The following is a 20,310-nucleotide window of genomic DNA, read 5'->3' on the forward strand; positions in this document are numbered from 1 at the left end:
GCCGAATGTGATATAACAAAAAATCCCTTTTGTTTAAAAAGGGATTTTCAGGGTTTAATAAAATATTGGTTAGTTTTACTAAGAGTTTATAGCATACCAAGTTCTAGATTTTAGTAACGGAATTACTTTAGATTGCGATTGTGCCAAATTTTCCATTAATAATCTTGCAGTTAAATAACATATGGTAGATTCTGCACCTTGATTTAAGTTTACATTTTCTTTTTCAAGACCGTCGTAACCACCGCCGCTTACCGGGTTATACATAATTTGGTTTAAATGATTTTTTCCTAAAAACCAATTAAAGGCAGTTTTCATTTTATGTTTATATTCTGGAAACTTAAACGCATTGTAAAATGCATTTAAAGTTTGTATGGTATAAGACACATCAATAGGCTGTTCTCCAAAATGCTTTGGATCTGAGCCTTTTTGATACCATCCTTGATTTGAAATTACTTTAAAATTCTTGTTGACAAACATTTTTGATATTAAAAAATCCAATGAATCCATTGCAATTTTTTTATAAATAGGCTTATTGGTTATTTGATAAGCATACAACATCGATTCTGGGAGAATCCCATTAGCGTAGGTTAAATAATTTTCAAACCATTTCCATTCATCAGTGGCTGTGCTTTCATAATTGGTTAGTAATTTTGAGTTCAGTTTATGTATAATGGCAGCCACATATAAGTTTGGAACTGTATTATGGTATAAATACAGTCCTTTTGTGGCAAAACCTATTGCTCTTGGAGATGTAATGTTTTCTGCAGATTTTAATGCATGCAGCAAGCATTTTTCGGCTTTTTTTGAAATACTCTCAGGAAGTATTGCAGCATTAGAAATAACAGTTCCTAAAGCCCAAATAGCTCTTGCATTTGAATCTTCTAAATTAACTTCGGCATTTTGTTCGATATGATCGCGGTAATCCTGATCGACATAATTAATAAAATTTCCTTTTGGTTTTTGACATCTTTCTATGAAATCCAAATAAATCAAAATGTAGGGAAGGTCGCTTTTATCCTCTGTTAACTTATAATGCATACAAAATGCAATTAGGGCGCGAGAATTATCATCTAAAGTATATCCAGATTCTAGATCAGGAATAGAAATTTTACTAAACTGTATGATACCTAGGTCTGTTGTTAATTTTTTAATATGTTTTAATTGTATTTTAGGATAACTGTATTTAATTTCAGCCGGTTTTTCAATTAGTTTTTTGTAAGTGTTCATGTGAATTATTGCCGTATTTTCCCAAGATGAGGCTCTGGTTTTTCTAAAGGCATTGATTCCCATTTCGTGTCTTAGATTTTCATTCGAAATTAATTTAAGAGTCGATTCGGCAAACTGATCAACATTTCCAATATCGACCAAAACCCCGCAATCTGAAGTTAGAACTTCTCTCGTATGCGGAATTTTTGAAGCTACCATTGGGCAGGCACAACTCATTGCGTATGAAAAAGTGCCGCTTACCGCTTGGTTTGGATCTTTTGAAGTAAACAAATAAATATCAGTAGCTTTTAAATAATCTAAAAGTTCATCAGTATCTAAATACTTATTGATAAAACGAACATTATCTTTTAAGTTCAAATCTTCAACAAGTGCTTCAAGTTTATTTCGGTACGCATCAACACCGTCTTTAATTAAATTTGGATGCGTTTTTCCAATTATCAAGTAAAGTACATTTGGCTCTTTTTTAATGATTTTAGCCAAAGCCTGTAAACCAGTTTCGATATTCTTTCCTTCACCAAGTAATCCAAAGGTTGATAAAACTAATTTGTCTTGAATATCATATTTTGCTTTAGCTTGATAGGGAGTTTCATAAATTACAATATGTGTTCCGTGGGGTACAGTTGTTATCATGCCTTCGGAAATATCATATTCTCTGATTAGAATTTCTTTGGACTGATTTGTCATTACAAAAACGGACTTACTATAGCTTAGAAGTAATTTTACAAAAGTTCTTAATTCGTCATTCGGATTTGGAATAACACTATGGAAAGTAAAGGTTATGGGTTTTTTAATTGTATTTAAAAAAAATAATAAATGATCTCCATATTGACCGCCAAATAAACCAAATTCATGTTGAATATGAACTAACTTTATCTTTTCATCTTTATTGATTTCGTTGGCAGCTTTAGCATAATCATCTTTGTTTTTTGTGTTTAAGGTAAAAGCTTGTGTTGGTTTTGTGTTGGGTTTATCGACCAATTCGCAAATTTCGCAGGTAATCGATTTGCCAAAAACATCGGTAATGCCTTTAATAGTATCTTGAGTATAAGTTGCGATTCCGCATTGCGTGGGTGGAAAAGTGGAGAGAAAAACTATTTTTGATTTATTTGATATCGTCTTCATGGGAGTTCTGTTTAAATTTAGTTAATAAGTCTTTTAGGATTAGTGAATCCATTTTAATTTTAGTAGCGGCAATATTTTAGGAGTTGTCAAAAACAATTCTCCTAACACAGAAAATAACATAGTCTGCATACGTGTTTTTAACGCAGCAATCTAGAGGTTTAGTAATTGGTGTTTAGTTTCGAAATTAATTTCGAAAGAGCATTTGGCTCAAATAATGCAATGCAGGCTTATTAGACTTAGTTTTTGTTTTTGTTACCGTTTGATGAATCAAGCGTTAGTTAACAGAAATGGTAATAAAGAAAAAATATGATGACTAGTTTTATAATTAAAGTTAGGTTTTAAGCTGATTAGAAGGTTGAATATTCTTCAAAAAACCTATAAAAATTATAAACCAAGTCTATATTTTCTTTACATAATACAATTGAACCGGTGAAAGTAAATTGTGTATCAAATAGAAGTTTCTTGTTGTTTTTTTTAAATCAACAGAACATTTTATTTTAGTTTTAATAAAAGTATGATTCTTTTTTGAAATGAAAAGCTAAAATTTTGATAATTCTTTTTTTAATGTAAGTTTTTGATAGTCAGTTTTCTAGTTTTTGATTTTAGAATTGAAAAATTAGCGATAAGTGTAATGCTTTTTCGTTATAAATGCTATCGGAATGCCAATACAAAATATCAAAATCAATATGGAAAGCAATAAAGGAAAGTCAAACTGTTTCGATGGAAGTTTAGGAAATGTAATTGGAAGCACAATAAGATTCATCACAATCCAAACAAATATGCCATACAAAATACCAGAAACCATGAAGTTTTTTTGTAGAAAAGGAAAATAAGGGTAGATTTTAAAGAAAAAGTAAGCAAAAGAAAAGGCAATAAAATAATGAAGAAGCAAGCCGTATAAAGCCATTTGAGATCCGCCAATGTACGCTTCCTGTTTAAAAATACCACTGGCAATTGATTGTAGAATTTTTTCGGCTGTTGTTTTATGCAGTACTACAGCATAAATTAAAATTGCTGCCAGAATATCTAAAGTTCCTGCCAATAAGCCCGAAGATAAAACAGTTCTTGATTTTGATTTCATAGCATAAATTTTATATGAGTTAAATTTTCTTTATCGATTTTAAAATTTTGTTTAATTGATTTGTGTGACGCTTTGTATGAACGAGTACAAAATTAATCCACTCGTAAATCGTGAATTTGTCGAAACCAGGAACTTGAAAATCATGACAAGTTAAAGTTAAATCATATTTTTCAGCCGAATCTAATAAATCGAATTCAATTTTATGAAGTTTTTCAGTAAGCGCTTTTTTATCGTAGTCTTTTTTTTCGGGCTGTAAAAATATTGGAGCATCCATTTTTATGTCGAAGTTTAAAAAAAGAGCTTCAAGATCCTTGACTTTTTCTTCGGGATTTCGAGTTGTTTTCTCCGTTTTTCCTGCAAAAAGTTCGGGATAACCAGAGCCAGCCAATACAATATGCTGTACGGTTTGTCCTGCTGTCCAGCTCCCTTCATATGGAGTTTTATTTACCTCATTTTCAGAGAATGACGAAAATATTTCGTTTAAATCATGAAAAGTTTGAACTATATTTTGTTTAACTGCTGCTTTCATATTTTTAACCTTTAAGTGATTACTATACTGATGTTATCCACCAAGTATTCCCGAACGGATCTGTTACACCGCAAGTTCTCCCATAATCCTGATTACTTAAACCCATTAATGAAACGGCTCCATTTTCTAAAGCCTTTTTATAAGTTTCATCAGCATTAGGGACATAAACAAACAAATTTGCGGTTTGTTTGGGCCAGTCTGTGACTTCATCGGTAAACATTATGGTACTTCCATTTAAAGTAATTTCGGCATGCATAATGGTTCCATCTTCGCGTAGTGCCTTAGTATTTGTTTCTGTTGCTCCAAAAACGGTTTTCGTAAAATCAATAAATTTTGATGCGCCCGGTAAAATTAAATAGGGCATTATGGTTTGATGTTCTGCCGGAATATTCATTTTGCGGTATTTTAAAAATTTGGATTTTAAAATTACAAATTTTTATTGTATTATTTTGTAATTCAGTTAATTATGATTTAAGGAAGCACTTCGCAATGAAAACCGTAAGAGTTTACAAGCTCTATTATTTTGTGATTTAAAATTTTGGAATCGTTAACTCGCAGGATTTTATCACAATCTTCAAGATCAAAATTGATAGCGCTGTTAGGAAAATGCTCAAGAAGTTTTCCTACAATCATTACTGATTGCTCAACTTCTTGAACATTTGTTTTGAAAACTTCTATCATCATTAGCGGATTTTATAAAGCGATATTTTTATAACGCTCAATTTTATGATAATAGGTATAAGAAACAGCCAAAATGACTAAAAAGATTAATGGAAAGAAACCTTGAAAGCCAATTCCGTCAACCGCAAAATGGCTGATTGAAGCGAATATAAAATCGAAACCAAATCCGGCATAAGCCCATTCTTTTACATTTTTAGGAACTGACGGAATCACTAAAACCAAAACACCCAAGATTTTAAAAATGACTAATGCACTACCAAAATACTCTGGATAACCTAAATGTCTGATTCCTTCCTTAGCCAGTTCTGTCTGAGAAGTTAAAGCCGGCATAACGCCTTCGAATAAAAAAATAATAATTGTCGTAACCCAAAAAATAATTTTTGCTTTTTTCATGTGGTATTTTTTAAATAGTTATCAGTTAATGTATTACAAATGTAATGATCTTATATTTCTGATAAAATACACATTTACGACTATTTTAGGGGCATTTACGACAAGATTGTGATTTTAGATTCTTGAAGGTAGATTTTAGATTAAAAATAGTTTTCGCAAAGTCGCAAGGTTTTATTTTTAAGCCACAGATTAAAAAGATTAAAGGATTTGTTTCTCTCAGATTTGGCAGATTAAGCAGATTATTTATTTCTTACTTAAAAGTCTAATCTGCTTAATCTGCCAAATCTGAGAGAGGTAAAAAAACTTTGCAACTTAGTTTCTTTATAAGAGATTTAGTTGTTTGATTAATTGGAATTTGGATTTTAAAATTTTGGAATTTACGCTAGTTGGTAATTCGTAATCAAAAACAAATCCTCAAAACCCAATCTTGTATAAATGCCTTTTCCTAAAGCTGAAGCTTGTAATTGTGCATATTCACAGTCAGCATCAATTGCTTTATTGATAGCAAATTTCATGATTTCTTCGGCAAAACCTTTTTTGCGCATTTCTGGAATAACGCCGACACCATGAATTCCCATTGTTTTTTCGGTTTGAAAAAGTGTAAGTGTTCCAATTGGTTTTTCTTCAAAATGAACCAGATAAAACGCTGCATTTTCGTAATTATGAATCAATGTTTCTTTACTAATAACATAACTAAAAGACAGCGGATAAATATCAGACCAGGTTTTGGCATCTTCTTCATTTAAAACTCTTTTAAATGTCAGATTGTTTTGAAATGGGATTTTTTCGCCCAGTTTCAAAGCCATAGCCATCAATTGAATTCGAATAGAAAATCCGTTTTTTTCAAAGATTTCATTTGAATTACTTCCGAAAATGTTCCAATATGGAATAACTAATTTGGGATTTTCTCTCATTGTTTCCATAATCTGCGGAAGATTTTCTTCGGTAATATCTTCTCGAAACCATAAGCGGTTTGGCCAGCCGGAGTTTGCAATTTGAATGAATTCAAAAGGATCGTTTTTATGATAGGAAAGAAGAGGAGTGGCAACAGTTCTCCAAAGCGCTGTCAGGTTGTCAATATTGTCTTTGATGAGGGTTGTATTTTTCATTTTGAATATCGAATTTAAATCTGAAACAAAGATAAAATTAGCTTTCCCGAAAAACCTTTACATATGTTGATTTACAAATCTTTTTCCAGGCTTTTTCTAATTCGGCTTAACTGCGTTGGCGTAATTCCCAAATGTGATGCAATATGTAACAAAGGCACGCGTTCGGCGATACTTGGATGTTTCTCTAAAAGTTTGAGATATCTTTCGGTTGCGTTTTGCATGACCAAGGCGACTTCTCTTTGTTCCTTATCAATAATCCAGTTTTTCTCTAAATGGGCGATATAGAAGTTTTTGAGATCGTCATTTTCATTAATCAGCTCCATATATTTTTTATAGTTGATGTTGATTACAATGGAATCTTCCAAAGCTTCAATTGTAAAATTGGACGGAGTTTGGAGCATCAACGAAACCTTAGAACCAGCAAAATAATTTTCCATAAAAAGGTTTTTATTATAAAAATTTCCCTGTTGATCGGTTATAAAAGCTCTTAGAATACCTTTTGCAATGAAATGAAGGTTTTTAGCGATTTCTCCGTTTTGCAGAAGAATTTCTCCTTTTTTATAGGTTTGGAAATATGTAGTGCTTTCAATCTGTTTCCAGGACTGATCAGAAAGCGGATAGTAACTTTCGATGGTTTGTTTTAGATTGTTGAGGTATATTTCTGGATTGAAAGTCATAGATTGTTTTGGTTTTGCCGCAAAGACGCTAAGGCGCAAAGTTTTTATTGTTTATTTTAAGACACTAGATTTACTATTCAAAAATAAAGAAATAAGCGCAATTTTGTCATTTCGACGAAGGAGAAATCTTCACAAGTAGTTCCGCAATTATTAAAGATTTCCTGTATGGAGATTCTTGCAGATATTCCTCTTTCATCGTGACAAAAAATGAGAAAAAAACTCTCGCAGATTTTGGAGATTAAGCAGAGAAAATCTTTTTAATTTGTTAATCCCGATAGTTATCGGGAGCAGAGACGCAAATTTTTTAAGTATTTGTTTCACGCAGATTCTGCAGATTTAAGCAGATTTATTTTTTAAGTATAAATAAAAGATCGGCACAAATCTGCTAGAATCTTTTTTAAATCTGCGAGAAACCCAAAAAACTTTTGTGTCCTTTGCGTAAACCATTGCGATCTTTGCGGTTAAATAACAAAAAACGCCATGAAACCCAAAGGTCTCACAGCGTTTTCATCTCAAAAAATAAATAATTAACGGGTATTGTAACGAGTATTATTTCCAGCCTCCGCCTAGAGCACGATATAAATCAGTATTAGCGGTTAACTGTTGTCTTTTAAGATCAGCAAGTTCCAATTCGCTTTGTAGTAAATTGGCCTGAGCCGTTAAAACTTCAAGGTATTCTGCCATACCATTTTTGAATAAAAGGTTGGCGTTTTTAATCGCTTGTTGTAATGTTTTTACTTTTTCTTTTAAGAAAGTTTCCTGCTGTTGTAATTTCTCTACTTTAACCAAAGCATCTGAAACTTCGCTTACGGCAACCAAAACCGATTGTCTGAAAGTTAAAACTGCCTTTTCTCTTTCTGCTACAGCGATATTATATTGTGTTTTTAATTTTTTATTATTCAAAAGCGGTTGTGTTAAACCTCCAGCGACAGTTCCAAATAATGAAGCAGGAATGTTGAACCAATTGCTGGCTTCAAAAGAGTTTACGCCGCCTTGAGCTGTGATTCTTAAAGCTGGATATAAATCCGCTTTTGTGATTCCTACGTTTGCGTTGGCAGCTTTAAGAGCCAATTCAGCGCTTTTTACATCAGGTCTTCTGCTTACTAAGGCAGATGGAATTCCAACAGCTGTATTGTGTTTTACCTCAATTGTGCTTAAACGAATTGTTCTTTCTTTAGAATTCGGGAAAGAACCAGTCAACACACTTAATGCATTTTCCTGAATCGAAATATTTTGCTCCAATAACGGAATTAATTGCGCTGAGTTTAATTTCTGTGCTTCAGATTGTTGAATCGCTAAAGTGGTTACTTGACCAGCATCGTATTTTAATTTGATAATATTTGTTGTACTATCATTTAAACGCAAATTTTGTCTGGCAATATCCAATTGAGCATCCAGCATTAAAAGATTGTAATATCCTCTTGAAACATTGGCTACAATATTTGTTTGTAATGCTTTCTTTACTTCTGCAGATTGTAAGTACTCTGCATAAGCGCCTTTTTTCTGATTTCTGATTTTTCCCCAGATATCAGCTTCCCACGAAAGTGAAGCTCCAGCAGAAAAGTCATCAATATGATTTTGACCTAATGCCTGACCTAAATTCTTGCCTGTAAAACTATTGTCAGACGGATTGCTGGTACTTGCGTTTACTAGTAAATTAACCTGCGGTACATTTCCCCATTTTGACTGCGTAAAACGGTAATGTGCAATTTCAATGTTCTTTTCGGCAATCTGCAAATCGTTGTTTCTCACAACGGCGCTGTCGATCAATTTAACAATGTCTTTTTCTGTAAAGAAGTTTTTCCACTCCACATCGGCAATACTGCTTGTATCGTTTGAAACCGATGCATTCCTGAAATTCTCAGGAAATGCATCTTTTGGAGTTTCAATATCCTTAGAAACTTTACAGGATATTAAAGTGGTGATCAAAATGGTGATCATCACGATTTTGGTTATATGATTTTTCATTAGTGTTTTATTAAATTTCTGTACAAGTATCTTTTCTAGTTTCAAGATCTTTTGAGATTCTGTACGATATATATCCAATGCCGATTATTATGGCGACAAGGATTGTTGTGATATAGTTTTCCATATATTATTTTTCTTCGTTATGAATTACGGCAACTGGTTTTCCAGAAACCTTTTCTTGTAAATGCTGGAAGATGATGAATAAAACAGGGATGATAAACAAACCTAGAATTACTCCTGAAATCATACCTCCGGCGGCACCAATACTAATAGAGTGGTTACCTTGAGCTGATGGTCCTTTGGCGCTCATCATTGGCACTAAACCAACAATAAAGGCAAGAGACGTCATGATAATTGGTCGCAAACGTAATTTGGCAGCATCTATTGAAGCTCTAATTAACGCTTGTCCCGATTTCCTTTTCTGTACGGCAAATTCGACGATCAGAATGGCATTTTTGGCAAGAAGTCCAATAAGCATGACAAGAGCAACTTGTACGTAAATGTTGTTTTCAATTCCAGTTAAACCAATAGCTACGAATACTCCAAAAATACCTGCAGGGATTGATAAAATAACCGCTAGAGGAAGGATATAACTCTCATACTGTGCAGCAAGTAGGAAATAAATGAATATCAAACACAGTAAGAAAATTGTAGCCGATTGCCCTCCGGAAGAAATCTCCTCACGAGTCTGGCCCGAGAATTCAAACCCGTAACCTGCAGGTAATTGTTGTGCTGCTACTTCTTCAATTGCTTTAATGGCATCTCCCGAACTAAATCCTGGTTTCGGAATGGCATTAATAGAAATTGAGTTAAATAAATTGTATCGTGAAGCGGTTTCTGAACCATAAATACGAGTCAGTTTTACTAAAGTATTTATTGGTACCATTTCGCCTGTTTTGTTTTTTACAAAAACTCTGTCAATTGCTGTTGGATCTGCTCTGTCTTCAATATCAGCCTGAACAACCACACGGTAATATTTACCAAATCGGTTGAAATCAGATGCTTGTGCGCTACCAAAATAAGCCTGCATCGTTTGTAAAATGTCTTTTACATTAACACCTAATTGATTTGCTTTTTCATCATTAACTTCCAATTGCAACTGAGGATAATCAGCTTTGAAAGAGGTAAAGGCAACTGCAATCTCTGGACGTTTCATTAATTCTCCGATAAAATTTTGAGAAATACCGCTGAATTTATCCAGTTTTCCTCCTGTTTTATCTTGCAGAACTAAATCCAAAGCCTCAACGTTACTAAATCCGGGAACAGTTGGGAAACTAAATACGAAGAAACTTCCGCCAGAAATACTGCCCAGTTTACCACGAACCTGATTCATGATTTCGTCAATATTTTTAACATCGCCACGATCTTCATTAGGTTTAAGCAATACGAAAACTACTGCTGATGATGGACTTGTAGAATTCGTCAATAAGTTGAAACCTGAAATCGCAGTAACGAATCTTGAAGCATCCAAACCTCTTAAAGTATTCTCAGCTTCCGTCATTACTTTTTGAGTTCCGTCTAATGATGTTCCTGATGGTGTATTTACTGCGATCGCAATAAATCCTTGATCTTCTGTAGGGATAAATCCTGCAGGAGTTGTTTTTACCATGATCACTGTTGCAATAGTAATTAAAGCCAATCCGCCTAAACTCAACCATTTTCTTCTGATTAAGAATTTAAGTCCGCCTACATAACGGTTTGTCAATGATTCGAAACTGCTGTTGAAAGCGGTAAAGAATTTCTCTTTAAATCCTTTTTTTGCATAAGGCGCATCGTGATCGTGTGCTCCGTGATTATCTTTTAAGAATAATGCTGCAAGCGCAGGGCTCAACGTTAATGCATTTACTGCCGAAATTACAATTGCAATTGCCATTGTAAAGGCAAACTGACGATAGAAAACTCCTGTTGAGCCTTCCATAAAACCAACCGGCAGGAATACAGCAGCCATTACCAGCGTAATCGAGATAATAGCACCCGTTATTTCGTGCATTGCTTCATGGGTTGCGATTTTTGGAGACAAGCGTTTATGCTCCATTTTCGCATGCACCGCTTCGACTACCACAATGGCATCATCGACCACAATACCAATCGCCAGAATTAATGCGAAAAGTGTTAAAAGGTTGATCGAAAATCCGAATAACTGCATGAAGAAGAACGTTCCTAAAATTGCTACAGGTACAGCAATAGCCGGGATTAATGTTGATCTAAAATCTTGCAAGAAGATAAATACCACAATAAAAACCAGTATAAAAGCTTCTAGTAATGTATGCTCAACTTGTTCGATAGATTGGTCAAGAGATACTTTTGTACTATAGAAAATATTGTGTTTTATGCCTTTTGGAAAGTCTTTAGAAGCCTTTTCCATCATTTTATTGATAGCAATCTGAATTTCATTAGAGTTAGATCCCGCTAATTGAATCACTCCAATTACAACTCCTTTTTTACCATTTAAACGTGTTAAACTGTTGTAAGAATAAGCACCAAGTTCAACTCTAGCTACATCTTTTAAACGAAGTACTGAACCATCTGCGTTAGAACGTATCGCAATATTTTGATAGTCTTCAGGTTTGGTTAGTTTTCCTTTGTATTTAATAACGTATTCAAAAACTTCTTTGCTTCGCTCTCCAAATTTCCCTGGAGCAGCTTCCAAACTTTTGTCTTGAATAGCCGCCATTACTTCATTTGGCGTTACTTTATAAGTTGACATTTGTGTTGGATTTAACCAAACACGCATAGAGTAATCTTTTACACCACCAAAAATACTAGCAGAACCTACACCCGGAATACGTTTTAGTTCAGGAATAATATTAATTTGCGCATAGTTGGCAACAAACGTCTGATCGTATTTTGCTTCATCATCAGTATACATACCAATCGCCATGATGAAACTGTTTTGTTGTTTCGCCGTAATAATACCTTGTTGTACAACCTCGGCAGGAAGCTGGCTTGTTGCTTGTGCAACTCTGTTTTGCACGTTTACAGCAGCTTGATCCGCATCTGTACCAAGTTTAAAGAAAACTGTAATAGCCAAAGTACCGTCGTTACTGGCTGTAGAACTCATGTAAGTCATGTTCTCTACACCATTTATAGATTCTTCGATAGAAGGTGCCACAGAACGTAAAACCGTTTCTGCGTTGGCTCCCGGATATACCGCTGTTACCAAAACCGATGGCGGCGCAATATCAGGAAACTGTTGTAAAGGCAGTTTAGTTAAACCTAATACTCCCAGAATTACCAATAAAATGGAAATTACGGTTGCCAGTACAGGTCTTTGTATAAATATTTTGAACATTGTCTTTTAGAATTATTTTTTATTAGTTACTTCGGCAACTTTAGTTGATTTTTCTGGCTGAATCGCTTGTCCATCCTGAAGTTTATCAATACCGCTTAACACGATTTGGTCACCCGTTTTTACACCTTCTTTAATTAAATAATTGGTACCGCTTTTACCTACAATTGAGATAGGCATTTTAGTCACCTTGTTGTCTTTACCAACAGTGAAAACAAAAACTTTGTCCTGCATTTCAACTGTTGCAGCTTGCGGAACTAAAATTGCATCGTTGTGATTTAATCCTAAACGAATTCTTCCTGTGTTTCCAGAACGTAACGTTCCGTTTGCATTTGGGAAAGTTGCTCTAATCGTGATCGCACCTGTAGTTTTATCAAATTGACCATCAACCATATCGATTTTTCCCGTTTGAGGATAAGCGTTATTATCTGCCAAAATCAAAGTAACTGGAGGTAATTTTTTGATTTTATCACCAAGTGAACTTCCTGCATATTGAGTCTTAAAGTTGATGAAATCTGTTTCGCTCAAAGAGAAATAAGCAAATACTTCGTGAACATCAGATAAAGTAGTAAGCGCTTCAACATCAGATGCCGAAACTAAACTTCCTTGTTTTTTAGGCAGTCTTCCAATGTATCCGCTCACTGGAGCTGTTACGTTTGTATATCCTAAATTAATTTTAGCAGAACCTACCATTGCTTTTGCTTGTTCGATATTGGCAGCAGCAATTTTTTGAGAAGCTTTAGCTGTTTTTAACTGATAATCAGAAACTACCTTGTTCTGAACTAATGGCGTTAATTTATCAACCTCTAAATTAGCGTTGATCAAAGCCGCTTCTGCAGCGTGTAAACTTGCCAAAGCATTGTTTAACTGCTCACGGAACGGACGTTCATTTATTTTGAACAAAGTTTGTCCTTTGCTTACATAAGCACCTTCGTCAACAAAAATTCTGTCAAGGTTTCCGCTTACTTGTGGGCGAATCTCAACATCTACGGTTCCTTGTATAGCAGCAGGATATTCAGCATCAGTTGTTGTATTTGCACTTGTTATAGCCAAAACTGGTAAAACCGGTGGAGGAGGAGCAGTAGGAGCCTGATTTTTATCGGCACAACTGCTTAATACTAAGGCCAGAATTAAACTGGTTATAATTACATTTTTCATTTTCATTGTGGTTTTAATTGGTTGAACATTTTCTCGGATTAAATTCATTGGTATTCTGGCATTCTCGGGATTCATATTTAATTGAATTAAATTATCTAACGTTGTTAAGTAAATGTGCACAAACTTCTATACTTTATATCTTTTTTAATTTATTTTAAATCACTATTAAAATATTTAACAGCGTTAAGTAAAAGTCTAAAAAAAGAGTTTTATTACCTCTATTAAATTTTCTAACAGTGTTAAGTGAAAGTTATAAAAAAAAGGATTCTATGTTATCCCGTTTAAATTATTTTACACTGTTAAGTAAAAAATGAAAAAAAACTATTGTATTGATTTGATGATACCGCCAATGGCATCTTTCAAAATTTGAGCATTTATGGTTTCTAAAATATCACTTTTATTAATGATGTTTATGGCGATTAAACCATGAATAACAGAAAAGAAAGTAAAATATTTTTGTTTAATGATATCTTCACTAGGATTGCTGTCCTTCATAACTTCAGCAATAACACCAGTGAACAATTTGTAAGGTGCTTCCTGAGCCGAACATCGCTGAGCACAGCAAGTCATTTGAACACCAAACATTAACTGGTACATTTCAGTATTAGTAAAAGCGAAGTCCCAATAAGTCATCCACATGGCTTCTAATTGATCTTCGGGTTTTTCAAACTTGTCGATTGCAATTTGCAATTCTTTAGCAAGCTTGTTAAAACCTTTGCCTGTCAATTCTTCTAATATTGCTTCCTTATTCGAAAAGTATTCATAAATAATAGGAGCAGTATATTCGATTCTGTCGGCAATTTTACGCATACTCAAACCATTCCAGCCTTCTTCTTTTACGATATCATAAGCAGCGCCAAGAATGTTACTTCTTGTCTCTTCTTTTTGTCTTAAAATTCGATCTTTGCTAGCCATTTTATTCGAGTATTAAATCGTTTAACACTGTTAGGCAAATGTATGGCGGATTTTCGAATTTCAAAATATTTTTATCATAATATTTTCTTATCGTACAATAAGTGTTTTTAAAATTCTTTGCGAAGTGTTTATTTTATTGAACTTTTGGTTGTAATATTTTTTTTTAGGAGCAGATCTTTTTCGTTTTATAAGACCATTTGTCCCGCTCTACATTATATTTTTTGTGGTGAACCCCACCACAAAAAGATGCCATTTCGATCGGAGCTAGGAGAGAACGTGTATTTTTTCAGTAGAACTTTGTCAAAGTTGGCAGGAACAATTTTCTCTCAGCAAAATTCTAGAGGAATGAAATATTTATAGATTATTGATTACACATTTTAGAAAAAGCTTCAGCGGAGTAAAATATAAATATTGTACATTCAAAAGATATTTCGTCCCGTTGGCGCTTTATTAAAATAAAATTAATTGTTATTATAAATATTTCGTCCCGCTGGGACTTTTCATTGAAATGTTAAATTGTGATCCTTCGTTCCTCAGGATGACAAAACTCGAATACAACTACCTGTACCCAATTTTTTCGTAACATTACAACAAAAAGAAATGAAACTAACAACCATCATAAAAACGACAACTGCAATCTTAATTTTCCAGCAAACCTTTTCTCAGGAAAGTAAAAAAGAAACTGCTCCGCCACAATACACAATCGAAAATTGTGTCAATCATTTTGACATAAATAAAGCCACAAAAACCAAAGTTGGTTATCAATATTGGTTTGCCGATAAAAATTTTACACAAGAAAACACACTCAAAATGAGTATTGTCGAACCCGGAAAATCTACGCACGCGCCGCATCATCATCCCGAAGAAGAATTTTTCTACATCTTAGAGGGAACCGCCGAGTTCTTTTTAAACGGAAAAACCGTTACAGCTGGCCCAAATACCAGTTTTTATTGTCCGCCAAATGCCGAACACGGAATTAGCAATGCAGGAAAAACAGACTTGAAATATTTAGTAATTAAAAAGGATTTGAGGTAGGTTGGCCTGAATTTGTTCATGAAGTTTGATATTTTGACATAAGAAGGCACAAACGATGGTGAATCAACAAAAGATATTTATACAAGAAACTCCATAAAGAATTACCTCAAACTTCGTAAAGTATTACCTCAATCTTGTCATTTCGACGAAGGAGAAATCTTCGCTAGAAACTCACCAAAGATTGGCGGTTTAGATTGCGGAATTTCTAGTGTGATTTCTCCTTCCAGTCGAAATGACAAAAATGTAATAAATGTTTGCTGAAATATAGATTTCTCATGTTTGATAAAAGAAATACATTGTTTGAATGAAAAATCTTTCTTTTTAAAAATGTTTTTCTATATATTTGAACTTCTTAAATCTTCACATTTAAAATAAAGTAAAATTTGCCTTTATGGTTTGATTTGTACTTAAAATTACAATGACACACCAGACTTGGCTTTAATTCACTAAATGGAAGACATGAAAACAAAAACACTTTCCAAAGAAGCCGAAACAAGGCTGATTGATTTTTTTAACCATGTTATAGATCTCGAAGATATGGCTAAAGCATTGCGACAAGTAAATTATATTTTAGCTTTGGGCGTATTGCGAGAACACGAAACCCTCCAAACCAGAATAAATGAATTAGAAAACGGCTTTTTTTGGCTCAATGAATTGGCTGAAGTTTTGAATCCTTATTTGAGTGAGGAATAAGATTTGCAAAATAAAACCTCGGTTTTTAAGATCGAGGTTTTATTATTTGTATTGTTGTTGAGATTTTGATGCGCTTACAGGTCTCATCTTTAGGTTAAAAACAGGTTTTTGTTAGAAATTTCAGGTTGTAATCTTTGTTATATTTAATTCTTAATTTAAATGAAAAATTCAAAAAATACTATAATTCATATTAGTTGTTTGCTGCTACTTCTTGTTGTATTAAATGCTTGTTCTTCAAAGCACATTAAAAAGGTAAATCAAGATATAAAAACAGACTTTGGTATAACGGTGACCTCGCCTTCACAAGGAATATTTTTTGTTGAGAATCAAAAAGTTGCAGCCTCAGAAGAAGAAATTGAGATTCATAAAAAAACGGCAGATTTTATTTATAATAAATATGGTCCAGCAACAGATAACAGATTTGTAGGCAGAACAAACGCCAGAGAATTAAAATTTATTACTGCAAAAAAAACATACCTTATAGATATTACGATGCTTAATAAAAGAACAGCAATGGTTTTGTTTGATGGTAAAAATAAGCCTGTAATAAAGTATAACCCTAAAAAATATAAAAGTATTGTTGAAAAGCATTTTATTGCCAATTCTAACTAAAGTAACACTCATGCAAAAAAGCAAATACAGTATTATTTGTATCATTTTTTTCTTTAGCCTATATTCTTTTTCACAAGAAAAAGCGACCGATAGTCTAACGTACAATTTTTCATCTTATGTAAAAGGAGCAGATAAAACCAAGGACAATACTTATATCCGAAAAGTAAATATTTATAAGTCAGATATATCAGATCAAATCATCAAGTATACTTTTTTGTGTATGGATTTTAAATTTGAAGGTCCAAATAATGTTTCCTACATTCGAAGAGTTGCTTATGTTTTTGATGAAATTACAGTTTTGGTCAATCCAAGCGGAAAGATAATTGATGTTATAAAACCTGAAGATATGGATAAAAGATGGCAGGAAACAAAGGAAAAAATACTGCTTAGTTATTCTGGTTCGGCAATAACAAAATATTTAGAACAAGTAGAAGAAACTATAAATAACAAACAAAAGCTAACTGTTTTTTTGCAGTCAGACGCCATGTATGGACTCCTTTTAAAAGGGCTTTCACAAATAAATAATCCGGATCAATTATCGAAGATAAAAGTTAATAAAAAAGAGGATTTAAAAACAATTACACCAAAATCGTTATCAAAAGATGATAAGGAACAGTTTGTAATCAAGAAAAATACCCTTATAAAAGCTACTAAAGCTAGTGAGTCCGTTAGCTACGAAATTGATTTACTGCCATATGAACAGTAATAATTTTTAAAATATATACATATGACAACACATCCATATTGGGGAAATGTAGAAGAAGATTGGGCTGGTTACTCCTCTGATATTTATTTTTCATATCCGTTTTTTGACAAGCCTAAAACAGAAGTTTTTTTAGGTGATGAATACGATGAAGAGGGCGAAGAAATTGAAACGCCTCCAACCGAAAAACAATTGACAGCATTTGCAGAAACGTATCGAATTTTTATTGATAATATCGAAAACCGTTTGGCAGATTTACAATTAAAATCATTTGAACGATATGAAAGAGTTTATGCAAAATATTATGAAAACAGCGAGCAATCAGGCGAACCGCCATTAAACATTGACAGCATTGAAAAACACAACGACTACATTAAAGATTTAATGTATCTACGGATTTCGGACAATAAAACCATTAGAGTAACTATTCGGTACAAGTTAGATACTGAACATGGCATTGAATTTAAGTTTGTAGATGGGCAAATAGAAGATGTTGGGGGTATTTCAGAGACTTAGATAAAGAAAAAAAACTCGAGTTTGTCGAGTTTTTTTTCTTTATTTTGTGTTTATAAGCGAGATTTTTAGTGTTTGCGCTGTCATTCTTTTTTCTTCTGCTTATTCAATTTCTATATATTCAGAGTTTCCTTTTTCGCTTCCATTTGTCAGCCATTCCCAATCTAAAGACAATTTTATTTTATCATTCTCTGTCAAACTAATTTGTGCCAATGCTTTACCCGCTTTTAGTTCATTGTCTGTAGTCAAACATTGATAAAGCATATTTAATTCGTTGTCTTTTAATTCCGCAATAATTTTTCCGTATTTAATCGTTCCACCAAAATAGTCAGCAGTTACAAGATTACCATCCTGATTATAATTAAAAACAGTTTCTGTGTTTACTTGTCCATTATCTGAATTTTGAATAAGTGCAAATTTTTTATTTTTGAAATTAAATTTACTCATGTTTTTTAGAGTTTTATTTTGGAGACTTTGAGGTAAAATTCTGTTCTTAACCATAACTCAGAGCTAGGTTAGGGCATTCAAACTTGAATAGGTAAAACTATTCGATATTGTGCTTGTGTTTTTCGAAGTACTTTACTGCCATTTCCAGAATTTCTTCTTTTGTAGTGAAGTTGTATTTTATTCCATCATTTGCGACGTATAATTCGCCGAGTTTTGGAGTGTATTGTTCTCCATTTGAAGGAAATGATTGCACAAGTGTCATCCAATGATTTCGGTGTTGATCTTTGAAAGAAAATAAAGTGTTTTCTGATATTATAAAAGTAGTTCCGTTATCGTGATCTAGAATAGAAGCACTCTTACTGCTGTCATAATTGCCAAAAATAGTTACATTGGGGTTGTATTTTTTTGACAATAATTCCGTTATTTTTGGTGTTAGCGGCATGATTAGTGGTTTTAGTTTTTTGAGTAGGTCTCGTAAAATTAAGACTACGGTTTTCAGTTATTTTACTAATGTACGACTTTTTTGTGTCATAATATGTCTTTTTTAAGTCAAAAAGAACAAGCAGTTTCGATTATGAAATTTATAAAAGAAGGTAAAGTTGAGAGACTTTATGTAGTGTAGAGTAGAATTGTATTTTAATTTTATTTGTAATGCAACAACACGAAACCCTCCCAAATCGGATTAACAAATTTTGAAGATAATTAGTATTTGCTTAATGAATTGGGGGAGATTTTTAATTCTTATTTGAGGGAGGAATTAGGTTTGTAAAATGGAAAAAACCTCGCTATCGGACGGGATCGCTCAGCCTGACAAAATGTTTACGTGCCGTTTATCATCCTGAGGAACGAAGGATCACACGCGACAATTGACAAAGATTGGCAATGAATAGCCCCTAGTTTTAACTAGGGGATTTGATGATGTTTATAAAAGATAAGGCTTTAGCCAAAATGAGTGTTTTTTGGCTAAAGCCATTTTCTTGCTTTTATTTATATCTCCAGTTAAAACTGGAGGCAATTGATTTTTTAAAATTACAATGTAGTTTTTAAAGCTACAAAAGAGAATTCCGGAGGAATGAAATATTTATAGATTCATAATACGTGCCGTACCAAAAGCTCCAACGGAGCGACATATAATAAATAAGATTTCACCCCGCTGGGGTTCTTTTGAAATAGGATGAATTGTTTTCTATAACTATTTCGTCCCGCTGGGACTTCTTAAGAAAATGATGTGATTTTTTTTCAGGACTAGACAGATTATGAAATTAAAAACCTCGATTTGTTATGATCGAGGTTTTTGTTCTTAGAGATAAAATATGTTCCTTACTTTGCGGGCACGGATTGCAAATCCGCGCTATCGGGTAAATTTAAATACTTTTGGGATTTTATATACGAATTTTTCTAAGACAAAATCAATTGGACTTGTTATAAAAAAGATTGGGAATAAAACTACAATTCCTACCGGTATCCCTACAAACCAACCAATAAATTGATAAAATTTATTCTGATGGTTTATCAAAAAGTTTATTGGATTAGACAAAAATTCAAACTTATTACTAAGATAATCTTTTGTAATCGCCTTCGATATTTTTTCAGATCCAATTAATGTTCCTTTTATTTCTATGCTATTGTTACTTTTTCCATTATGATAAACATTTAAAACGATACCTTCATGGAAATCTAAAAATTCAAATGAAATGCTTATTGAATTTTCACTTATTTTTTCAGCGACTATGTTATTTACTTGTTTTCTATGGACAATTTCAAAGTCGTAAAGAATAATATCATTTTTAGTACAGATTAAAATTGGATCTGAACTAGCAATATCATTTCTTCGGATCGAGTCTTTTCCGGAATTCCATAGAGCAATTTTTGTTACTGATAAATTAGAAATTATCGAATTGTTATATTTAATCTCAATTTTTTTTAAGCCGGATAAATCATTATTAACTAATCTATTTGTTTCAATATCATAGATAGGTTTTTTTGATTTTACAGCTTTATAATAAAATATTATGGCCAAAATTATACTTATTATGGCTAAAACGAAGAAAATGATATTTAACCATGGATTTCCATTAAAAAAATTGTAAATATTTTCCATATCTGTTCTAAAATTACCGCTAACGTCTCGCTACTATAACGTTTTTTGGGCTAAATT

20 protein-coding genes are annotated in these 20,310 nt (G+C 33.0%); 5 read left to right on the top strand and 15 right to left on the bottom strand.

Annotated features, from left to right (window positions below; all coding sequences use genetic code 11):
• Positions 1 to 78: 78 nt before the first annotated feature.
• The 12 genes from B0A75_RS09475 to B0A75_RS09530 all read right to left on the bottom strand — a co-directional run bounded on the left by B0A75_RS09475 (position 79) and on the right by B0A75_RS09530 (position 14,149).
• Complete coding sequence (locus B0A75_RS09475) at positions 79 to 2,349, bottom strand: glycosyltransferase (protein WP_089054039.1); 2,271 nt, start codon at positions 2,347 to 2,349, stop codon at positions 79 to 81.
• Positions 2,350 to 2,965: 616 nt separating this feature from the next.
• A complete protein-coding gene (locus B0A75_RS09480) occupies positions 2,966 to 3,430 on the bottom strand; it encodes a DUF1440 domain-containing protein (RefSeq protein ID WP_089054040.1) in 465 nt (154 codons plus the stop codon).
• Between the two features lie 19 nt (positions 3,431 to 3,449).
• A complete protein-coding gene (locus B0A75_RS09485) occupies positions 3,450 to 3,959 on the bottom strand; it encodes a DinB family protein (RefSeq protein ID WP_089054041.1) in 510 nt (169 codons plus the stop codon).
• Positions 3,960 to 3,981: 22 nt separating this feature from the next.
• Positions 3,982 to 4,353 (bottom strand): VOC family protein, encoded by a 372-nt coding sequence (locus tag B0A75_RS09490; RefSeq protein WP_089054042.1) that lies wholly within the window; start codon positions 4,351 to 4,353, stop codon positions 3,982 to 3,984.
• 77 nt (positions 4,354 to 4,430) lie between these two features.
• Entirely contained in the window at positions 4,431 to 4,643 is a 213-nt protein-coding gene (locus B0A75_RS09495; protein ID WP_244284374.1) for a hypothetical protein, read from the bottom strand.
• A 9-nt stretch (positions 4,644 to 4,652) separates the two neighbouring features.
• On the bottom strand, positions 4,653 to 5,033 hold the full coding sequence (locus B0A75_RS09500) for a DoxX family protein (protein ID WP_089054043.1): 381 nt from the start codon (positions 5,031 to 5,033) through the stop codon (positions 4,653 to 4,655).
• 377 nt (positions 5,034 to 5,410) lie between these two features.
• The gene (locus B0A75_RS09505; protein WP_089054044.1) at positions 5,411 to 6,142 is read right to left on the bottom strand and encodes a GNAT family N-acetyltransferase; all 732 of its coding nucleotides are present in this window, start codon (positions 6,140 to 6,142) and stop codon (positions 5,411 to 5,413) included.
• Between the two features lie 71 nt (positions 6,143 to 6,213).
• The gene (locus B0A75_RS09510) at positions 6,214 to 6,819 is read right to left on the bottom strand and encodes a Crp/Fnr family transcriptional regulator (RefSeq protein ID WP_089054045.1); all 606 of its coding nucleotides are present in this window, start codon (positions 6,817 to 6,819) and stop codon (positions 6,214 to 6,216) included.
• 549 nt (positions 6,820 to 7,368) lie between these two features.
• Positions 7,369 to 8,787, bottom strand: coding sequence for a TolC family protein (locus tag B0A75_RS09515; protein ID WP_089054046.1), 1,419 nt, complete (start codon positions 8,785 to 8,787; stop codon positions 7,369 to 7,371).
• Between the two features lie 127 nt (positions 8,788 to 8,914).
• Entirely contained in the window at positions 8,915 to 12,079 is a 3,165-nt protein-coding gene (locus tag B0A75_RS09520) for an efflux RND transporter permease subunit (protein ID WP_089054047.1), read from the bottom strand.
• 12 nt (positions 12,080 to 12,091) lie between these two features.
• Complete coding sequence (locus B0A75_RS09525) at positions 12,092 to 13,309, bottom strand: efflux RND transporter periplasmic adaptor subunit (RefSeq protein ID WP_089054048.1); 1,218 nt, start codon at positions 13,307 to 13,309, stop codon at positions 12,092 to 12,094.
• Positions 13,310 to 13,555: 246 nt separating this feature from the next.
• Positions 13,556 to 14,149, bottom strand: coding sequence for a TetR/AcrR family transcriptional regulator (locus B0A75_RS09530; protein ID WP_089054049.1), 594 nt, complete (start codon positions 14,147 to 14,149; stop codon positions 13,556 to 13,558).
• A gap of 600 nt (positions 14,150 to 14,749) precedes the next feature.
• On the opposite strand from B0A75_RS09530, the gene B0A75_RS09535 reads away from it, so the two are divergent.
• From B0A75_RS09535 to B0A75_RS09555, 5 genes are all read left to right on the top strand, one after another.
• Entirely contained in the window at positions 14,750 to 15,184 is a 435-nt protein-coding gene (locus B0A75_RS09535) for a cupin domain-containing protein (RefSeq protein ID WP_089054050.1), read from the top strand.
• 459 nt (positions 15,185 to 15,643) lie between these two features.
• Complete coding sequence (locus tag B0A75_RS09540; protein WP_089054093.1) at positions 15,644 to 15,877, top strand: hypothetical protein; 234 nt, start codon at positions 15,644 to 15,646, stop codon at positions 15,875 to 15,877.
• Positions 15,878 to 16,036: 159 nt separating this feature from the next.
• Positions 16,037 to 16,489 (top strand): hypothetical protein, encoded by a 453-nt coding sequence (locus B0A75_RS09545; protein ID WP_089054051.1) that lies wholly within the window; start codon positions 16,037 to 16,039, stop codon positions 16,487 to 16,489.
• Positions 16,490 to 16,499: 10 nt separating this feature from the next.
• Complete coding sequence (locus B0A75_RS09550; RefSeq protein WP_089054052.1) at positions 16,500 to 17,195, top strand: hypothetical protein; 696 nt, start codon at positions 16,500 to 16,502, stop codon at positions 17,193 to 17,195.
• 21 nt (positions 17,196 to 17,216) lie between these two features.
• A complete protein-coding gene (locus tag B0A75_RS09555; protein WP_089054053.1) occupies positions 17,217 to 17,708 on the top strand; it encodes a DUF6985 domain-containing protein in 492 nt (163 codons plus the stop codon).
• Positions 17,709 to 17,807: 99 nt separating this feature from the next.
• On the opposite strand, the gene B0A75_RS09560 is transcribed toward B0A75_RS09555, so the two are convergent.
• From B0A75_RS09560 to B0A75_RS09570, 3 genes are all read right to left on the bottom strand, one after another.
• A complete protein-coding gene (locus tag B0A75_RS09560) occupies positions 17,808 to 18,152 on the bottom strand; it encodes a hypothetical protein (protein ID WP_123872351.1) in 345 nt (114 codons plus the stop codon).
• 97 nt (positions 18,153 to 18,249) lie between these two features.
• A complete protein-coding gene (locus B0A75_RS09565) occupies positions 18,250 to 18,594 on the bottom strand; it encodes a hypothetical protein (protein WP_089054055.1) in 345 nt (114 codons plus the stop codon).
• Between the two features lie 909 nt (positions 18,595 to 19,503).
• Positions 19,504 to 20,253, bottom strand: a complete 750-nt coding sequence (locus B0A75_RS09570; RefSeq protein ID WP_089054056.1) for a hypothetical protein — start codon at positions 20,251 to 20,253, stop codon at positions 19,504 to 19,506.
• Between the last annotated feature and the right edge of the window lie 57 nt (positions 20,254 to 20,310).

Origin of the sequence: Flavobacterium oncorhynchi, assembly GCF_002217355.1 — a bacterium.
Classification (GTDB): domain Bacteria; phylum Bacteroidota; class Bacteroidia; order Flavobacteriales; family Flavobacteriaceae; genus Flavobacterium; species Flavobacterium oncorhynchi.